8 protein-coding genes are annotated in these 19,573 nt (G+C 57.8%); 6 read left to right on the top strand and 2 right to left on the bottom strand.

The features are described 5' to 3' along the window. Positions 1-80: 80 nt before the first annotated feature. The 4 genes from JF535_RS05925 to JF535_RS05940 all read left to right on the top strand — a co-directional run bounded on the left by JF535_RS05925 (position 81) and on the right by JF535_RS05940 (position 12,163). Positions 81-1,631, top strand: a complete 1,551-nt coding sequence (locus JF535_RS05925; protein WP_207000328.1) for a glycoside hydrolase family 16 protein — start codon at positions 81-83, stop codon at positions 1,629-1,631. A 202-nt stretch (positions 1,632-1,833) separates the two neighbouring features. Further along, the gene (locus tag JF535_RS05930) at positions 1,834-7,296 is read left to right on the top strand and encodes a di-heme oxidoredictase family protein (protein ID WP_207000330.1); all 5,463 of its coding nucleotides are present in this window, start codon (positions 1,834-1,836) and stop codon (positions 7,294-7,296) included. 84 nt (positions 7,297-7,380) lie between these two features. Then, positions 7,381-8,475 (top strand): serine hydrolase domain-containing protein, encoded by a 1,095-nt coding sequence (locus JF535_RS05935; protein WP_207000332.1) that lies wholly within the window; start codon positions 7,381-7,383, stop codon positions 8,473-8,475. A 211-nt stretch (positions 8,476-8,686) separates the two neighbouring features. Continuing rightward, a complete protein-coding gene (locus tag JF535_RS05940) occupies positions 8,687-12,163 on the top strand; it encodes a glycosyl hydrolase (protein ID WP_207000334.1) in 3,477 nt (1,158 codons plus the stop codon). 127 nt (positions 12,164-12,290) lie between these two features. Here JF535_RS05940 and JF535_RS05945 read toward each other — a convergent pair whose 3' ends face one another. Next, positions 12,291-13,457 (bottom strand): helix-turn-helix domain-containing protein, encoded by a 1,167-nt coding sequence (locus JF535_RS05945; RefSeq protein WP_207000336.1) that lies wholly within the window; start codon positions 13,455-13,457, stop codon positions 12,291-12,293. A gap of 450 nt (positions 13,458-13,907) precedes the next feature. On the opposite strand from JF535_RS05945, the gene JF535_RS05950 reads away from it, so the two are divergent. Next, positions 13,908-16,448 (top strand): glycoside hydrolase family 3 protein, encoded by a 2,541-nt coding sequence (locus JF535_RS05950; protein WP_207000338.1) that lies wholly within the window; start codon positions 13,908-13,910, stop codon positions 16,446-16,448. A gap of 138 nt (positions 16,449-16,586) precedes the next feature. Here JF535_RS05950 and JF535_RS05955 read toward each other — a convergent pair whose 3' ends face one another. Beyond that, positions 16,587-17,747, bottom strand: a complete 1,161-nt coding sequence (locus JF535_RS05955; protein ID WP_207000340.1) for a helix-turn-helix domain-containing protein — start codon at positions 17,745-17,747, stop codon at positions 16,587-16,589. Between the two features lie 712 nt (positions 17,748-18,459). On the opposite strand from JF535_RS05955, the gene JF535_RS05960 reads away from it, so the two are divergent. Then, a complete protein-coding gene (locus tag JF535_RS05960) occupies positions 18,460-19,422 on the top strand; it encodes a glucokinase (RefSeq protein ID WP_207000342.1) in 963 nt (320 codons plus the stop codon). The last annotated feature ends 151 nt before the right edge of the window (positions 19,423-19,573 follow it).

Below are 19,573 nucleotides of genomic sequence, written 5' to 3' on the forward strand. Positions count from 1 at the left end.
ACCTCCTGCTGATACGCCAAACCAGCGTATCGATAATGGCGATTGCCAGAAGAACAATAATTTTCGGTGAGGGATTATCCATGTTTCAATGTTTTACAAAAAAACACCTGCCAGCCTGTGCCCTCGGGTTGTCGTTGCTGATTAGCGGTTGTGGCGGTAGCAGCGGTGGTGGCAACGATGTAGCCGACGTTCCTGTGGCGCCGGTGCTCCCTGAGCGCCCGGAACCATGCTTGGAGGATCCGCTCAACTCGGGCTACTGCCTGGTGTGGGCGGATGAATTCTCTGGGGATGCCATTGATGCCGGCAAGTGGTCGCACGAAAAGAATTGCGTGGGCGGCGGTAACAATGAGGCGCAGTGCTACGTAGAAGCTACCGAAAACGCCTGGGTCGCCGACGACCTGTTGCACATCAAGGCGATTCGCAAAGACGCCGAGGGGCCCAATCGATTTGATGATGACCCCGCCTACGATCCCAATGACACCAGCGGCAGCGGTACTTATACCTCGGCGCGTTTGCGCACCAAGGGGCTGGGAGACTGGAAATACGGCCGCTTCGAAATGCGGGCGAAATTACCGCAGGGGCAGGGCAGTTGGCCGGCATTCTGGATGCTGCCGACCGAAGGCGTATACGGCGGTTGGCCACTCTCCGGCGAAATCGACATTGTTGAGGCGGTGAACCTCAAAGTTGGTGGTGAAGACAAGGTGCATGGCACCCTGCATTACGGGGGCAGCTGGCCCGGCAATAAATATTCCGGTGAGGCTTATCAAATTCCCGGTGGCGTGAATCCAGCGGATGACTTCCACACCTACGCGGTGGAATGGGAGGAGGGGGAAGTGCGCTGGTATGTGGATGGCGACCACTATGCAACGCAGACCAGCGCGGGGTGGTACACCACCGCGGATCTGGAAAACCCGCTGGCTCCGTTTGATCAGAGCTTCCATCTGATCCTGAATCTCGCTGTGGGCGGCGATTGGCCTGCGAACGTGAATGACACGGGTATCGACGAAAGCGCGTTTCCACAGGAGTTCGTGGTCGACTATGTTCGTGTTTATCAGTGCAGTGAAGACTTTACGACGGGCAAAGGCTGTGGCTCGAGTGATGGTGACTTCGTACTAAACCCCGGTACTCAACCACCTGCGGCGCCGGATAGCGACAACAATGCGCTGGTCCTCTTTGATGGAGAAGCGAAAGCTCCATACTCCTGGTTTACCTGGACGGCGAGTGGTGACATCGATTACACGGTGATCGATGCCGGTGATGACTATGGCGACGTTGCCCAGCTGACCTACAACACCAACCAGGGCATCGGTTATCTTCAGTCAGAAGCAGCCTACAATCTGAGCGCCTTCACCTACGTTGAATTTGACCTTCGGGTGCAGGCGGAACCATCCGATCCAGGCTCCGCCTCCCTCACGTTTCGCGCAGATTGTGTCCACCCGTGCTCGTCCGGTGATTATTCCCTCGATATGCCAGCACTGGGGGTATGGACGCATTTTCAAATTCCGGTAATGGATCTGGCCGGTGGTGGACTCAACACCGCCAGTGTAAACACGCCGTTTGTCATCTCTCCCGGGTGGGACAACCAGCTCGGCGCCGTGCTGCAGTTGGACAATATCCAATGGGTTAAGTAACGCGCCAACAGGTTGTAAGTCCCATTCTTATTTCATCGTTTTTATAAGGCGGAGTGTTTCATTTTTGGCAAATGCTAAATGTGGGACGATCTGAGAAGGCCAATTCCCTACAAACGAGGCGGACGAAGCCGGACCTGTCAGCAGGTCCCGCGCGAATGCATTACGTCACTGCCTCAATAAAAATAATGTAGATGGAATAGCGATGACACAAAAACAATCGAATGCTGTGCGGTTGCGCAGCGCTCTTGTATTTTCAGGTTGCCTGCTGGCTGCAGGTGTTTCTCAGGTCTCCACAGCCGGTGTTGACTACTCCGACGTTGGCGAAATCCTGTGGGAAGAAAACTTTAATGAAATTAGTGCCTCGACCTGGAATCTGGTTGAGGGAGACGGATGTGCGTACGGTGCCGATCTCTGCGGCTGGGGCAACCAGGAGTTGCAATGGTATGCCGCGGAAAACGTTGCAGTAGAAGATATCCCGGGAGAGCCGGGAAACAAGGCCCTGACCCTCACGGCGCTCAATGAGTCCGTTGCCAGCAGTGCCTTTACCTCGGGCAAAGTGGACTCAAAGGGCAAGCTCGCCATTCAGTACGGCATGATCGAAACCCGCCTGCGCGTGCCCCAGGTGGGAACCGGTTTGTGGCCTGCTGCCTGGTTACTTGGTACGAGCACGGCGACCTGGCCGGCGAATGGCGAGATCGACATGATGGAAATGGGCCATCGTGCACAAGCCATGGTCGATGCGGGCCACCCCGGTGCGGATGTGAACAGCTATGTGGGCTCCAATGCGATTTTCTATGCGGAGGCGGCCTGCTCCGAGGGTAATCCGACCTGTGCCGCAAGCACGGCCTGGCAAACGGACAATGCTTATGTAGCGGAAACGCCGCTATCAGACCGTTTTGTCATCTATCGCACCTATTGGACCGACACCGAATTGCGCTTCACCGTGGTGGACAACGGTGTCGAGCATGACCTGTATGCTGCGCCAATCAATATTGGTGAGGGGATGGAGGAGTTTAAGGCTCCCTTCTATCTGTTACTCAACCTGGCGGTGGGCGGCAACTTTACCGATGCGGCGACCGCCGGCGATGTGACCGCGCCCTTGCCCGGCAAGATGTACGTGGACTATGTGCGCGTCTATGAATTGAGCGGTCTGGGACAGGTCACCTTCGGGGGCAGCGCACCCGAAACCGGTGACTTCGGCGTGTTTACTGACACAACGCCGGTTGATGGCGGTCTCGAAGCTGGTGTCAGCGCCGATATCTATGTATGGAATGCGGCGTCGGTTTCGGCAGGTACGGAAGCTCCCTTTGAAGGAAGCAATGTCATCGCCTGGGACTACACCACACCGGGCGCCTGGTTTGGCGGCGGTATTGACAGCCGACAAGCGCTGGATATGGGCAACTACGAAGATGCGGCGTTAAATTTCCGTATCAAGATTCCGGCAGAGGTTGCGTTCAAGGTGGGCATTAAAGACACCCATGGCAACGAAAGCTGGGTGAGTTTCCCGGCACAAACTACCACCCATGGGCTGGTACGTGACGGTAGCTGGGGTGCAGCCAGTATTCCGCTGGCACAGCTGCGCAGCGCTGAACTCGATCTGACCTCGATGCAGGGAATGTTCTATCTCGCCAGCGAAGATGAGAGCCTGCCCACCGCGACATTCTCCATGGCGGTAGACGATATCGTCTGGGCCGGCGGCGCACAGCTGCCTGCGGACAGTGATGGCGATGGTGTGAATGACAGCCTCGATCAATGCGCGTCTACGCCGGCAGGTACAGTCGTCGATGCCAGTGGCTGCCCGTTGCCAACGCAACTGCGTATAGAGGCAGAGGATTACGCGCGCTTTTTTGATACCACCGCGGGTAACACGGGCGGTGCCTGTCGCAATGACGATGTCGACCTGGAAGCCACTACGGACATCGGCGGTGGCTGTAATCTCGGCTATGTGGCTGCCGGCGAGTGGCTGGAATACGACTTTGCCCTGGCGGCTGGAACCTACCGTATGACCAGCCGGGTTGCTTCACAAAATGGCGGTGCCGGCTACTCCCTGTCGATCGACGGTAACAGTGTGGCGAACGGCAGCGTGCCTGCCACCGGCGGGTGGCAGAGCTGGCAATCCCAGGACCTCGGTACACTCAGCCTGGACGGCAATCACAGTTTGCGGGTGTCCATTGATGGTGGGGAGTTCAATCTCAACTGGATTGAGTTTACGCCGGTCGCGGCAGATACCGATGGTGACGGCGTTGCCGATGGTTCCGATCTATGTCCAAACACACCCGCGGGCGTGAGTGTCGATGACGACGGCTGCGAATTGCAGTCCGGCGCCTACGGCGTACGTCAGACCAGCGCGAACACCGCGGAATTCTTCGTCAATAGCGACTACTGGGCCATTGTGCATTACAGCGTAAACGGCGGTGCCGAAAACAATGTAAGTATGGTGCAGGCGAGTGGTATCAATACCTATTCGGTGACCGGATTACAGGCCGGTGATCAGCTCACTTACTGGTTTACCTATAACACGCCTACCGGTGCAGTCGATACCTATCCGGGTGAACCCAAGGGTAGTTTCACGCTGGCTGCGGGCACTACAGATTCTGACGGTGATGGCATTGACGACAGTGCAGACCAGTGCCCTGGCACCGCGCAAGGTGTCGCCGTCGACAGCAGTGGTTGCGCAATACCACCTGCGGATTCTGATGGGGATGGTGTGGCCGATAGTAGTGATCAGTGTCCGGGCACCGCACAGGGTGTCGCGGTGGATGCCACCGGCTGCCCACTGCCTCCGTCGGATAGTGACGGGGATGGCGTGGCCGACACCAATGACCTGTGTCCGAATACACCACAAGGTGCCAGCGTTGATGGTGATGGTTGTGAAGTGGTGTCCCAGAGCTTTGGTATTACCCAGATTGATAGCAGTCAGGTTCGCTTCTATGTCAGCGATGCCGCTTGGGCAGTCGTGCACTACAGCATTAACGGCGGTGCCGAGCAGAACGTGAGCATGAACGCGGATGGTGCGGACCAGATCCTGAATGTAGGAGGCCTCGCCGTTGGTGACACTATCAGTTACTGGTACACCTATGATAGTGGCACCGGTGCCGTCGATACTTTCCCCGCAGATCCAAAATATACCTTCACGTTGACCGGTGCTTCCGATGTGGACGGCGATGGCGTGATGGATAGCATCGATCAGTGCCCCATGACGCCGCCCGGCACGCCGGTGGATGCCTCCGGCTGCCCGTTGACGACCTCTGACAGCGATGGCGATGGCGTGGTCGATGCCAGTGACCTGTGCCCCGAAACACCGACAGATACCGCAGTCGATACTGATGGTTGCCCTGTGGCTGTGGCCGATAGCGATGGCGATGGGGTGGCAGACACCGTAGATGCCTGCCCGAACACCCCGGCGCAAACCCCTGTGGATGCGCAAGGCTGTGCATTGGCACCGGCATCTGAAGAAGTTGCCGTGAACGGTAATCTGCTGGTTGGCGGTGCCGACTCCCCATTACCCGGTTACGCCTTGTATGTGTTCGACAATGATGTGGGTAGCAGTAGTTGCTACGACAGCTGCGCCAGCAACTGGCCGCCGCTACTTGTGTCCGATGGTCTCGCCTCCGGTGCCGCCGGTCTCGGCAGCGTGCAACGGAATGACGGCAACTGGCAGGTGACCTACGACGGCCGGCCGCTGTACTTTTACGCCGGTGACAGTGCGGCCGCACAGACCAACGGCGATGGTATCGGTGGTGTTTGGTGGCTGGCTGTCTATAACCCGCAAACACTGTCGGTGGTACCGCTGTTTGATGCGACTACTGCGCTGGAACCTGCCATCAAGTTCGATCGCGGCGACGCTTTGATTACGCGCTTTTCCGACCGTGCACGCGACCGTCATGCCAAGGAAGACCATTTCCAGGCCTACGATCACTACCTGAGCTTCTACTGGGAAGACCGCACCGCGGGCATCGAAATTATCGACGAGGTTGCCAACGGTGGTGATACGGTTCGCATGAACGTGCGCACGGAGTTTCGCCTGAGTGATACCGAAGCGGAGAACCGCTGGTTCTATCGCGGCGTGGGCACCGTGGCCGAGTATTGCGACAACGGCGTGATGAACGTGGTGGACCAGTACAATTATTACAAGGAGCGCAGTTTTAATTGCCGGGAAAATCGCCCGATACAGGTGGGTGACCTGCTGGAATTCGAGATCAGCCAGTTCCTGGATCCCAGCGTACCCAATGGTCGTGCGAACTACTACGGCACCACTTTCCTGTACATCGTGGGTGAAGGCCTGGTGCCCTGGGATGTGGGTGGCGCGACACCGTTCGGCGGGGTTAAGGACTCCTTTAAAATTCCCGAAAGTGCCTGGCTGGGGGGCGACACCACGATTCATGCGCTGACCTCCGGTGAGACCGACAACCACTTTATGCAGATGGCAACCAATACGGGTTACGACAATGCGCAGCCTTTCATGCGTGGTCGCCGAGTCCTGCATACGTCGGCCATTGACGGTGTGCACGATGAAAAGCCACTTGAAAACCCACCGCTGCAGGACATGGTTGGTCTTGCGGGTCCGCACTATGTGAATGACAGCTGTGCCAGCTGCCATGAACGTAATGGCCGCGCCGCACCTGCCCCTGTTGGTGAGCCGCTGGACAAGTGGGCATTTAAAGTGGCCGATGCCAACGGCAACCCACACCCCTTCCTTGGCAGTGCGCTGCAATCCAAAGCGCGGGATGGCGCTGTGAGTGAAGGCGATGTCTCCATCGCATTCTGGACCGAGCAAGACGGATTGCGTTCGCCTAACTATGCCTTTACTGGTATCACCCCGGAGCGCTTCTCGGCCCGTATCGCACCCAACCTCGTCGGTATGGGGCTGCTGGAAGCCATTGCAGAGTCTTCGATATTGACCAACGAAGATCCCGAGGACAGCAATGGCGACGGGATCTCTGGCCGTGCAAACCGCGTGCTGGACCCCGAAACCGGTGATCTGCGTCTGGGGCGCTTCGGCTGGAAGGCGGGGGCAGTGAGTATTCGCCATCAGTTGGCCCGCGCACTCAATACCGATATGGGCGTGATGACCGCGGTACTGCCGCAGCCAGATTGTGGCGACAGCCAAACGGATTGCGGCACGCCCGGTGCGGAACTGGCCGACGAGCACCTGCGTGACCTCACCAAGTACATTGCCTTGTTGGGTGTGCGTCCTCAGCGCGACTATGACAACCCGGTAGTACAAAACGGCGAACAACTGTTTACCAGTATTGGCTGTGCGGATTGCCACACGCCCACCCAGCAAACCAGTGCATTCCACCCCCTGGCGGAACTGCGCAACCAGACCATTCATCCCTATACGGATCTACTGCTGCACGATATGGGGCCGGGTCTTGCGGACAATCTGGGTGAAGGCGAGGCCAATGGTGCGGAATGGCGGACTACGCCCCTGTGGGGCCTGGGGCTTTCCGCCTGTGTGACGGGTGGCGTGGAGAACCCGACCGGCGGGCAGGGCAATGAAGTGTGTACGCCGGTACACAGCTACCTGCATGACGGCCGCGCACGCACAATCGAGGAGGCAATCCTGTGGCATGGCGGTGAAGCGCAGAGCGCGAACACGGCCTACCAGAACTTGTCAGCCCAGGATCGCAATGCCGTGCTGGAATTCCTCAAGTCACTCTAGTGACACGGCAATAACGGCTTTCTCCGGCGCCTTGACCTTGGGCCCGGAGAAAGCCCCTTCCTATTTCTTCGCCTGTGTCACCCTATGATTTCTTTCCTTTTTTATTCTCTTGTTTCTACAGGTGCGGCGCCGTCGGTGTTGCCTGCAGAGCTTGATTACTTCGACCCTGCCCAACGATCGCATGCGCTCGGTCCTTTGATTGAGAGCCTGGGAGAGGGCAGTGATTTTCAGGAGCTTCACAGCTTTCTGGTATATCGGCATGGCAAGGTCGTAGCGGAACAATATTATTCGGGCAATGCGGATTACATCGATTTTCCCGGCGGGTTAGAGCGTATCGCGATAGCGGATCGCAAGCAGTGGTCGGCTTCAGATCCGCACTATGTCGCATCGGTAAACAAAAGTGTGACTGCACTGCTCACTGGCATATGGTTGAGCGAACAGGGAAGAACAACGAAGCAGACGCTTGCCCCTTTGTTGCCGGAATATCAGGCCTATTTTTCCGGTTCTAAAAAATCTGCATTGTCGGTGCACCATATTCTATCGATGCAGACCGGTTTTTCATGGGATGAGTGGGATGGTGATGATTTGGTGCAATTGTGGCGATCCAACGATTTCGCCAGTTTTTTATTGAGCCAAGAAAATTCCGGACCCGGAAGAGAGTGGCGCTATAACAGCGCGGCCCTGAACCTGCTGTTTGAGGCCATTCAAGGGACACTTCCGATACCACTGGACGAGTGGGCCACGCGCCGGCTCTATCATCCCATGGGCATTACCGACTTTGAGTGGGGCAGGCAACCCAACGGTGTTGCGGAGGCTTCGGCTCGGCTGTTTCTGCTCCCGCGGGACATGTTGAAGCTGGGTGTGCTTATTTTGCAGGAGGGGTACTGGGAAGGTAAGCAACTCGTGCCCTCACTGTGGATTCGGCAGATGTGCTCGGTTCAGGCTGAGGGGCCAGCGGGTTTTTATGGTTATGGAATTTGGTTGCGAGAAATCAATGGCATCCCCGTATGCACTGCCGAAGGCGACGGCGGGCAGTACATCCATGTCATTGCGGAAAAAGAGCTGGTTGTAGTGATGACCCAGGGAAACTATCTGCAGTGGCCACTCTATCGCGAGCAATCAGACACAATTTTGCGCAGGCTGCTGGAGGCCCTGGAAGGGCCTGCGCCTGACTCCTAGAAAATGTATGCCCTGATCGCAATTTTTCAGGGCAAAAATAATGGATAAGCGAAAAATGGAAATCTACTCAAATTCGATAGCTTTGCTCAGGCAAAGTTGGAACGTCATCTTTAGCGTCGTTTCGCTATGTTTTTTAAGCATAAGTACACACCTCTCAGCCCAGGACTGGGAAATCGAACAGGTCGGTGCCGGCTCTATCAGCCATGAAAGGGTGGGGTCGCAGTTTTTCAACTGGGTCGAAGGAGATCGGGCAGACCGCAGCCCACCCACACAAGTTTATCTCACAGACAATTTTTCCGGCCCGATCCCCAGTAACGACTGGGCCAGTTCGCTGATTGTCGATCGCTACTCCAAGGCGCTGCACGCACATCCGTTAGCCTACCGAGCAACCGCCGATGGGTTTGAAGTTTCAATGCCGCCGGTGACCATAGGCCCAGTAGATACCATGGGGGAAACCTCGGTGCGACGTACCCATGGTGAACATGTAGACCTGTTGATCCAGGGTAATAATTTCCAACCACAGGATGCGCGTGTCGATCGCGTTACGGATTGGACCTACGATATCGTAATGGCCACAGACAGCAGGGCGATGGCGGTGACGATCGGGCATGGCCTGCCCTATGCCTATTTCAGTTTCACAAACACGCAGCCCGTGATCGAACTACTACGAGGCACCCAGCGCGAACTTATGCTGGATGAAGGTAACGCATTGAAGTTGCGTCTGCTGGACCCGGTAGATAATCAATTCAATTATTACGGTGTATTTCTTCCGGACGGTGCCACGTATACCTGGAATGGTTCCAGCCTGCAGTTGAGCCTGCCAGCCGGACGAAGCTACCTGACCGTTGCCGGGTTGCCCGACGACAGTGCAGCAACCTGGGCGCTGTTTAAAAGCCGCGCATATAACGTGGTTACCGATACCCAAGTGAGCTGGGTGTATGACGAAAGTGACGGCCGCTTGCGGACCACCTACTCGGTAACGACGCAAAATCAGGCAGAAAGTACCGCGGCCGGTACCGTCTTCGCCCTGTTGCCGCACCAGTGGCGCCATGCCAGTGAACATTACGCGGCACCGGAGTTTGACAGTATTCGTGGGCAGATGAAGCTGGTGGCGGCGAGCGAGTTCAGTACGAGCATGCCTTATCACGGCATCCTGCCGGAATTGCCGCGACTTGCTACCAGCGAAGGGATAGATACACTCACGGGTCACCTGACGGATTACTACGGCTACGGATATGGCTTAACCCCCAAGTTTATCCAGCCGGGTGTGGATGGGGCCAATACCGGCTATGACACCTACTGGATGGGTAAAAACCTGAACCGCCTCTCTGGTCTGGTGGCGATTTCCGACCAGCTTGATGACGCAAATCCGGAGCTTGCGGAAATTACCGGTACCATGTTCGATGCGTTAAAAGGACAGCTCGAATACTGGTTTAATGCTGGCAAGCCAAACCCGGATAACTACTTTTACTACAACGCCCAGTGGGGCACCTTGATCGGCTACCCATCCAGTTACGACACCGATACGGACCTGAACGATCACCACTTCCACTACGGCTATTGGATCAACGCTGCCGCACAAATTGCGTTGCGCGAACCCGGCTGGGCGGCAACCGAAAACTGGGGCGGCATGGTCTATGAGTTAATTGGTGATATTGCCAACACAGACCGCAACAGTAGCCGCTATCCATTTCTGCGCAATTTCGATCCCTACGAGGGGCACTCCTGGGCGTCCGGAGTCGTACCGTATGTGGAAGATGGCTTTTATCCGGAAGGTAACAACAATGAGGCGTCTTCAGAGGCCATCAATGCCTGGGCCGGCCTGATCCTGTGGGGGGAGGCGGTCGGTGATCGCACCGTGCGCGATCTCGGTATTTACCTGTATGTCCACGAAGTAGAGGCGGCGAACACCTACTGGTTCAACCTGTATGGTGATATCGGTCATCCAGACTACCCCAATGAAGAGGTGTCACGCTTGTGGGGCGGTGGCTACGACCACTCTACCTGGTGGACCGAGGATCCGATTCAGACGCACGGCATCAATATGCTGCCGATCACCGGCGCATCCATGTATCTGGGGCGCGACCGGGAGTTTGTACAGCGCAACTACGATGCTATCTGGGCAGAGTACGCGCGCTGGGATGGTGACAACGGGATTTTTGACAAGACGCTGGTGCGAGACCGTTGGCAAGATATCACCAGTAAGTACATCGCGTTTGTGAATCCGCAGTTTGCGCTGGATACCTGGAAATCCATAAACGTGGATGAGGATCCGATCAATGGCGTCGATCCCGCTTTGGGTATCGAATTTGGCGAGTCCCGCGCGCACACCTACCAACACATAAAAATGCTGGATGACTATGGCCTGCCAGACTTTTCCGTCAGGCCGGTGGAACATGTGCTTGGTTTTGTATTGAATAAAAATGGCACTCGAACTTATGTCGCCTATAACGCGAGCGATACACCGCGCACCCTGAAATTCAGTGACGGTATGGGGCTTGTCGAAGTGCCGCCACGCGCTCTTGGTCAGGGTCCGGGTAGTCCTGTGGATATAACGCCACCCGCCGACAGCGATGCAGATGGCGTGCGCGACCGTGACGACCTGTGCCCGATGACTGCTGCCGGCACCCCGGTAAATGTCGCTGGCTGCCCGGACACCGACGGTGATGGGGTATTCGATAATCTTGACCTCTGCCCCCTCACGCCCGCGGAAAGTCCGGTGAATACGCAAGGGTGCCCGGACAGTGACGGTGATGGCGTAGCGGATAATAACGATTTGTGTGGTGCGACACCGGAAGGGCAAATAGTGGATGTGGAGGGTTGTGCAATTCTCGACGACGATGGTGATGGGATACCCGATGCAGTCGATCTCTGCCCGGGTTCTGATCCTGGTATTGAGGTTGACGCCACCGGTTGTGAAATTACCTACCCGGAACCCGAGGTAGATAGCGATAGCGATGGTGTACCCGACAGCCAGGACCTGTGCCCGGGCACCGCGAGTGGTGCCAGCGTGGATGCCACCGGCTGCGTTGTTGAGCCAGTGCTGTGGGGGCTGGCAGAAGCAGGCGAGGGGCAGGGCATACTGTTTCTTAATACAACCGGTTGGGCCGACGCCCATTACCGCATCAATGCCGGTGCGCAGCTGAATGTTCGTATGCAGCAGACTGGTATTCGTAACGAGTGGGTATTGGAGGGGCTTTCCGAGGGTGACCAGGTGTCCGTGTTCTTTACCTATCTTGATGGCGAATGCGCGTGCGTCGTTGATAGCGAGCCGGTCACGTTCACCTATGCGGCGGTCTCCCCCGGTCCTGACGATCCCGTTGATCCGCGGCCCGACAGTGACGCCGATGGCGTTGCTGATGACAATGATCAGTGCCCCGGCACCGTTGCCGGCACCGAGGTGGACAGCAGCGGTTGCCCTCTGGCAAACGAGGCGCCCTATGGCGCCAACATACTTGGCGGTGGCGTAATGGAGCTGTTTGCTGAGAACACGGCCTGGGCCGACGCTCATTATCGGGTGAATGGCGGGCAACAGCTAAACGTGCGTATGACGCAGAGCGGGGAGCGCAGCCACTATGCGATCAATGGGCTGGCAAGCGGCGACACGGTCGATTTTTACTTGACCTATTGGGACCCTGGCTGTGCCTGTGCCGTTGATTCACCCTGGCAGGGGGCCACGTATCCATAAGGCGTCGGTTGTACGCGCGGTTGCCGTACGGCAAGGGCGGTGAGCGAGGCGGGTGAGTTAGGGACGTGCATTAGGGAGATGAGTGAGGGAGGTGACTGGCAATCGATCAGCTCCCTCGTCATCAGCCTCAGGGTGTCTGCGCCTGTGGGTTTGCTGACAGGGCCTTTTTTCGAAATTCAGTCGGCGACATGCCGACCAGACGATTGAAAAAACGATGGAAGGCCGACTTGCTGTTGAAACCGGATTCGAGCAAAACATCCAATACCGTCATGTGGCTATTCGCCGGATCGGCCAGCAGGGTTTTGGCGGTCTCGATACGGTAGCTGTTTACGTACTCAAAAAAGTTGGTGCCGAAGTGCTTGTTGATGACGGTTGAAACCTCCTTTACTGGGAGGCCAATTTTTTCAGAAAATTGCTCTATGTTTATATTGCTTTTCAGGTAAAACCTTTCACGTTCCATCCCGTTTAGTACTTTCTCAATGGAAAGCTTCGAAGGCTCATCCTCTTCCGGGGCGGCCTTTCTACTCGCGGTCTCAGGTCTGGTAGCGAGTAAATGCTGCGCATACGTCACGTTGTAGGCAAAAAAGGCGTTGACCAGGACAAACGAAACATAAATATCAACGATGCCCATGTAATCGGCGATGTAGTCGCTGGTGAACTTTGCCACAATGTGCACGGTTGCCGTCCAAGCCCAGGCGATGCAGACACCCCATACCGGCACCATTAACCAGTTCAGTTCCACCTCGGAGTAGTGGGAGTATTCGTTGTTTAATTCGCGGCGATAGCGGCGGACCTGGCGAAGCGCCGCCAGGGCGTAAGCGAAGGGTGTTACGGAAGCGAGATCCCACACAAATGCAATCGCACCGGCAGGCGGCATTTCCCCGGGGGCCGTGGAATGGCGTAGATCACTGCTGGAGATATCGAACACTGCGATGCAGGCGATCGCCAGAACCGCAGGGACAGCATGCAGTGCCATATGCGGAGACAGTGAGAAATTTTGCCGAGTCAGGGCGCATATGTAGCAATAAATTGCCGGGCCCTTGAGTAGCAGAGCGGTAAACAGCAGGTATGGAATCAGGCTTTGCTGGCCCCAGGGCGCGGACCTGAACTGGTCGCTCCAGAGCACGAGTGTGCATGCGGAAGCCAGGGCCACGATGATCAGAAACGCGGTCAGCAACCGACCGTCGTGGCGGGAGCGCGTGGGCAATGCGGACTGGAAAATAGCCAGCAGCAGGCATTCCGCGGTCGTCATTAATAGAACGACATCGTGAATATTGAACAGAAAGTAGGTCATAAGCGCGTCGCCGGTGAAATTTATGGTTCTTATAGGCTGGTTACTTTAGCGTGCGATTAGTCATTGTACATTCCCTGAAGCGCCGCAGGCTCGCCAATACCCCCGCGCGTGCGGTGTTTCACTCAGGTGGGTGACGCTTACAGGGCCGCCCGGAGTGTCTTTGTAACAAACTGGGTCGATCACAAACACTTTTTGGTATCGGTTGCTGGTGCTGGTGGCCAGTGTCTAGGGCCGGTGCCGGCGTGGCATTTCTCGTCCCATTTCACGGCACTGCCCGCAGTGCAAGGTGGCCCGGGTCACTTTGACGGCGGGGATGAAAGTGGGACGAACCCCTCTGGCCGCTCCGGTAAAACAAACCCTGAGAAAAACAGGCTCGGGCACATTGTGTGTGACCGTTTGGCCGCGTTAAGTCATAGCATTAATAAAAGTTTATAGCGGGATCGGGGGTGTATGGTGTTTAAGAAGCGAATGTTACTGGGGGTCATTTCGGCTCTGGTTGTCGGAGGTGGTCTACTCGGCTGCGCGGACCAGGCGGGGGATCAGGCAGTGGGCCAACAGGCCGAGTCGGAGCATCCCAGCTGGCCGGCACTGACTTCGGGGATTGCCAAAGATCCCGCGATTGAATCACGCATCGACGCATTGCTGGCGCAGATGAGCGTGGAAGAGAAAGTGGGTCAGATGATCCAGGTGGAAATTCGTACGGCCACACCGGAAGAGGTCCGGGAGTACCACATTGGCTCCATTCTCAACGGTGGTGGTTCCTTCCCCGACAACAACAAGCATGCCAGTGTCGCCGACTGGGTGGCCTTGGCGGATCGTTATTACCACGCTTCCATGGATACCAGCGACGGCGGTGTGGCGATTCCCATGATCTGGGGTACCGACGCGGTACACGGCCACAACAACGTGATCGGCGCGACCCTGTTTCCGCACAATATTGCCCTCGGGGCCACGCACAATCCTGAGCTGATGCGCAAGATTGGTGAAGTGACCGCCGCCGAGGTGTCCGCCACCGGAATCGATTGGGTGTTTGCCCCCACCCTCGCCGTGACCCGCGATGATCGCTGGGGCCGCAGTTACGAATCCTACTCCGAAGACCCCGAAGTGGTACGCGACTACGCCGGTGAACTGGTGGAAGGGCTGCAGGGCACCCCGGGCAGTGGTGACCTGCTGCGCGGCAAGTATGTGGTCAGTACGGCCAAGCACTTCCTCGCCGATGGCGGTACCGAAAATGGTATCGACCGTGGTGATGCCATGCTCAGCGAGCAGGAGCTGATGGATATCCACGCGCAGGGTTACTTCTCTGCGATCGAGTCCGGCGTGCAGACGGTGATGGCGTCCTTCAGCAGCTGGAACGGCAAAAAAATGCACGGTCACAAGTATCTGATGACCGATGTGCTGAAGCAGCAGCTGGGCTTTGATGGATTCATCATCGGTGACTGGGCTGGTCACCAGTTTGTGAATGGTTGTAGCAATGTGAGCTGCCCGCAGTCCATCAATGCCGGCCTGGATATGTTCATGGCGCCGGACCCCAGCTGGAAAGAGCTGTTCGCCAATACGGTTGCGCAGGCCAAAAGTGGTGAGATCTCAGCCGAGCGCCTGAACGATGCGGTGCGACGCATCCTGCGTGTGAAGCTGCGCGCTGGCCTGTTTGACGCCGGTGCGCCTTCCGAGCGCGCTTATGCCGGTGACGAATCCCTGATCGGTGCGCCGGAGCATCGCGCCATCGCCCGCCAGGCGGTGCGCGAGTCCCTGGTGCTGCTGAAGAACAACGATGGACTGCTGCCCCTGGCGCGGAACCAGAAGGTGCTGGTGACCGGTGACGGTGCCGACAACATCGGCAAGCAGTCCGGCGGCTGGAGCGTGACCTGGCAGGGCACCGGCAACCAGAATGCCGATTTCCCCGGCGCCACCTCGGTGTACGGTGGTATCGCAGAAGCGGTGGAAAGCGCGGGCGGCAGTGTTCAGTTGTCGACAGACGGCAGCTTTGCCACAAAGCCGGATGTGGCCATCGTGGTGTTCGGAGAAGATCCTTACGCAGAAATGCAGGGCGATGTTTCCAATCTTCGCTACCAGGGCGAGCAAGACCTGGCCCTGATGCAGCGCCTGCGTGCGCAGGGTATCCCGGTGGTGGGACTGTTCATTACCGGCCGCCCGCTGTGGGTCAATCCGCAGCTCAATGCGAGTGATGCCTTTGCCGTGATCTGGCAGCCGGGTACCGAAGGCGCGGGTGTGGCGGACGTCATTTTCCGCGATGCGCAGGGTAACGTGCAGTACGACTTCACCGGCAAACTGACCTTCTCCTGGCCGGATGATGCCACCCCGGTGGTGCGCAACCGCGGTGAAAACGAAGCCCAGGCGCTGTTCCAGTACGGTTACGGCCTCAGCTACAGCGATAGCGTGCAAATGGCCGCGCTTTCCGAAGAGAGCGGACTGCAGCAGGCGGAAGGCCGCGAGTCCCTGGCGATCTTTAACGGCCGTGCGCTCGACCCCTGGCACTTTCAGGTGGTGGATGCGGCTAACCATCAGTCGGTCATCTCCAGCAGTGTGACCAAACTGAACGGTATCAGCGTCAAATCGGTGGACCGCAATGTGCAGGAAGACAGCCGCCGTCTGCAGTGGACTGGTGAGGGCGATGCCACCGTTGGTTTCTTCGCCAACAGTCGCACCGACCTGTCCCGCTATGCGGCCAACGGTGGGGCGCTGGTATTTGATGTGAAGATCGACCGCGCGCCCAGTGATGCGGTGAATATCGGTATCAACTGCGGTATGGACTGCGGGGCAGAGCAAGCGATTACCGAAGTCCTCAGCGGCATGACCGCCGGCGAGTGGAAAACCGTGGCGGTGGACCTGCAGTGTCTGGCGACTGACGGGGTGAAAATGGACATGGTGCTGTCGCCCTTCTATGTACGTACCGCTGGTGCGCTGGATATGACCGTACACAACATCCATGTCGCCGCCGATGCGAAGGCCGATATCCATTGCGGGTAATGCCGCCGACGTTGGGCGGTGAGTAATACCTGTGAGCAACAAAAAAGCACCGACCCAGTCGGTGCTTTTTTTATGCCGGACGGAACATCGCGGCAGTTTGCCCTGCTTGTGGGGAGCGGCGGGATGCCGCGGCAGTGTTTAGGGTTCCGCCGGGCCCTTGGCCATAGCCTGCTTGCGAAACTCCGTGGGTGACATGCCCACCAGACGGCTAAAGAAGCGGTGGAAGGCGGACTTGCTGTTGAACCCGGATTCCAGCAACACATCCAGCACCGTCATATCCGCATTCTGCGGATCGGCCAGCAACGCCTTGGCGGCTTCTACCCGGTAGCTGTTGACGAATTCAAAGAAGTTGGTGCCGAAGTGCTTGTTGATCACCGCTGACACTTCCTTTGCGGGCAGGTCGATGCGCTCGGAAAACTGTTCCAGGTTGAGGTTCTTTTTGAGGAAGATGCGGTCGTTTTCCATGGCGCTGCGCACCTTCTCGATGGCGGGCTCCGTGGGTTCCTCGGGCTCGGACGCGGGTTCGCGGGGCTCTTCCTTGGGTTGGGTCGCCAGCAACTGGTGCGCGTAGGTCAGGCTGTAGGCAAAAAACGCGTTGATCAGGATAAATGACAGGTAGTTGTCGGCAATACCCATGTAGTCGGCGACGTTCTCGCTGGAAAATTTGGCCACCACATGCACCACCATGGTCCATGCCCAGGCGATGCACACCCCCCAGGCCAGGGCCGAGAGCCAGTCCAGCTCCACTTCCGAAAAGTGCGAGTATTCATCTTTCAGTGCGTGGCGATAGCGGCGAATCTGCAGCAGGGCGGCAACTGCGTAAATAAACGGCACCAGCGAGGCCAGATCCCAGATCAGCTCGATGACCAGGGACGGCGATGTACTGGTTGTATCCGAAGCGAGGCGCAGATCGTTGCTGGAAATACCGAAGATGGCAAGGCACAACAGGATGGCGAGGGCCGGCAGCAGGTGCACCGCCATCCTGGGATTGAAGGCCAGCTTTTGCCGGGTCAGCGAGCAGACGTACAGATAGATCGCCGGCCCCTTCAGCAGCAGGGCGGCAAACAGCAGATACGGCAGCAGTGTTTGCTCAAACCAGGGGGCGAGGGCGAACTGGTCGTTCCACAGGATCAGCGTGCAGCTCGAAGCCACCGCAATAATCAGCAGGAACGCGGTGAGCAGGCGGCCGTCGTGCCGGGCTCGGGTGGGGAGTATCGACTGGAACACGGCCAGCAGCAGGCACTCGGCGGCAGTCATCAGCAGGACTACATCGTGGATATTGAATATGTATTCTTTCATTGAGTCATCGCCGGTCGGACATGGTCGCTGTTATTTTTTATTGGTCTTGTAGGGTAGGGAGTATATGAGAATTCCCGCTGCGGTAGGAGCGCGTCCCGGCCATGCCGGCGCCCCAGCGGCATCCCATGTCCCTGAATACGCAAAGTGGACTGCCCCAGTTTGTGGCGATTAGGAAAGTGGGGCGACGCTTTGTGCAGGGTGGCGCACACTGGCTTCCGGGTCTCTGGTTCACGGTGCCCCGGCGCAGTGCATCCGATGCCGTGGCACAGTGATACAGGGAAGCTCGTATTCATCTCTCTTCTTCCGCTGAAAGGGCTTTCTCGTCGTCCTTTCTCGCTTGGTAAGACCGGCAGGGACACCTGCCGGTGTTTTTTCTCTTTCCCCGGCTTTGCCGACGCCCAGTCTCCTCCCGTGTCCAGCGGAACCAAACACCAGTTCAGTGTGGCTTGCCCAGAATGCTCCAGAATACTGTAGACGCCTCGTTCCCCCATATTTGTATCTCCCCCTAAAGGAAGGGCTGGAGTTTTTGTCGGCGAATCATTACCTTATAGCGCCTTTTTTGGGCTGGGCCCGCGCTGTTCACGCTGGATGGTGTGTTATACGGCTGCCGCTCTCTGTCAGCCGGCGCCGCGCCGCGCGGCGGGCTAAAATTCAAACCCGTGCGCTGGAAAGTGCGTCAGGCGGGGATTAAGGAATATTTAAGGAAAGTGCCATGACCAGAATCGTTGCGGACATCGGCGGCACCAATGCCCGCTTCGCTATCGCTCACCCACATCAGGGAGGCTACCGACTGGAGGCCATCCATGTGGTGAATTGCGCCAAGTTTGGCGACTTCTATTCCGCGATGGGCCAATGGCTGGAAGGGCTGGATCAGGCCGCCCCCAAGGACGCATGCGTAGCGGTAGCGGGGCCGGTGGAGAAAACGCCCGAGGGCGGTCGCGTGACCATGACCAATCTGGGCTGGGACATTCGCGCTGAAGAGCTCTGTGCGCGCTTCTCGCTCGACCGCGCCCTTGTGGTGAATGATTTTGCCGCGCTTGCACTGTCCTTGCCGCGCCTGCCACAAGAAGACAAGTGGGCGCTGCGGGATGTGCCCGCGCAAAAAGGCGGCCCCATGGTGGTGCTTGGCCCGGGCACTGGCCTCGGTGTTGCCGCACTGGTGAGCGACGGCGGCCGCTACAGCGTGGTGCCTGGAGAGGGTGGCCACGCCAACCTGTCTGCCGGTAGCGAGCGCGAACTGGAGCTGTTGCGTATTCTGGCCCGCGAGCAGATGCCGGTGTACAACGAATATGTACTGAGCGGTGGCGGTCTGGTGAATCTGTATCGCGCCGTCTGTGCCCTGCACGGTCGCTCGGCGGAAGCGCTGACGCCGCCGGACGTGAGTGGCCGCGGCCTGGATGGCTCCGACCCCCTGTGCCGGGAAACCCTGATCGATTTCCTCAATTTCCTCGGCAGCGCTGCCGGCGATGCCGCGCTCTACTATGTGGCCCGCGGTGGTGTGTTCCTTGGCGGCGGCGTGCTGCCGCGGATCGAATCCCTGTTGCCGGAAAGCCAGTTTGAACAGCGCTTTATCACCAAAGGCTGCCTGGGCGAGTGGCTGCAGGGCGTGCGTGTGGAGGTGCTGAAAGCCGGCTATCCGGCCCTGATTGGTGCGGCCGCGTTCCTGGAAAGCTGACCGCCGCGTTCTCCCTCGATAAAACCTCTCCTCAGGGCTGAACAATATTTGTTCATTCCGTATAATCGCCCCGCAATGGTGACCGGGGCCGGCTCCGTTACCTCCTCTACTCCTCTGCCGGCCCCAATTTCTCCCTCCTCCTCCCCCCCTG

This window comes from Microbulbifer salipaludis (assembly GCF_017303155.1).
GTDB lineage: Bacteria > Pseudomonadota > Gammaproteobacteria > Pseudomonadales > Cellvibrionaceae > Microbulbifer > Microbulbifer salipaludis.